The sequence below is a fragment of the Collinsella aerofaciens genome, from assembly GCF_902501475.1.
In the GTDB taxonomy this organism is placed as follows: Bacteria; Actinomycetota; Coriobacteriia; order Coriobacteriales; family Coriobacteriaceae; genus Collinsella; species Collinsella aerofaciens_AL.
Map to the genome: position 1 here is coordinate 1 of NZ_CABWIF010000056.1, position 670 is coordinate 670.

Below are 670 nucleotides of genomic sequence, written 5' to 3' on the forward strand. Positions count from 1 at the left end.
GCGCGTGGGCCTCGGCGGGTGCGCGAGGGCGTAGTAGTAGGTCGACCGCTTGAGCTCGGCGCATGCGAGCAGGTGCCCGAGCGCGTGCCCCTCGGCGCGCAGGGCCGCGACCGCTTCGGCCTTCGCCCTGGTCAGAGCCCGTCCCTCTCGACCAGGGCGCGTAATTTTTTTAGGTAGGCCACCTCGGCCTCGAGCCTACGGCACCGCTCCTCGAGCTCCTCCTCGCGGGTCCGCGGCCTCGCCCTGGAACCGCTCGGCCGGCCCTTGGGCCTCGGGCGCAGGGCCTCCGCGCCGCCCCGGCGGTATAGCGCGCACCACTTCTTGAGCGGCGACATCGACATTATGCCGAACGCCGCCATCGCCTCGGCCTTCGTCATGCCGCCGTCGACGACGGCGGAGGCGGCGGCGACCTTCTGCTCGTATGTGTACCTGCCCTGCTTTCCGTCCATGCGCAGCAGCACCTCGCTCCCGAATGCGCGGTATATCTCCTGCCATCTTCTCACGGCTTCCGCGGGAAGCGAAAGGGCGATCGCGGCAGATTTATACCCGTGCCCGAGCTCGAAGAGCCCTATGGCCGCCTTCCTGGCCTCGACATCATGCTTCACCCTCAAATCAACGCGCATAAAGAAAGCCTCCCATTTCTCATGTCCAAGAAATGGGAGGCAGTTCA

The 670-nt window shown here is 66.7% G+C and carries 1 protein-coding gene; it reads right to left on the reverse strand.

What is annotated here, in order from left to right; genetic code table 11:
* Window positions 1–131 precede the first annotated feature (131 nt).
* Window positions 132–670 (reverse strand): helix-turn-helix domain-containing protein (locus GDJ93_RS08765; protein WP_306421715.1); only part of this gene is annotated, 539 nt, incomplete at its 5' end.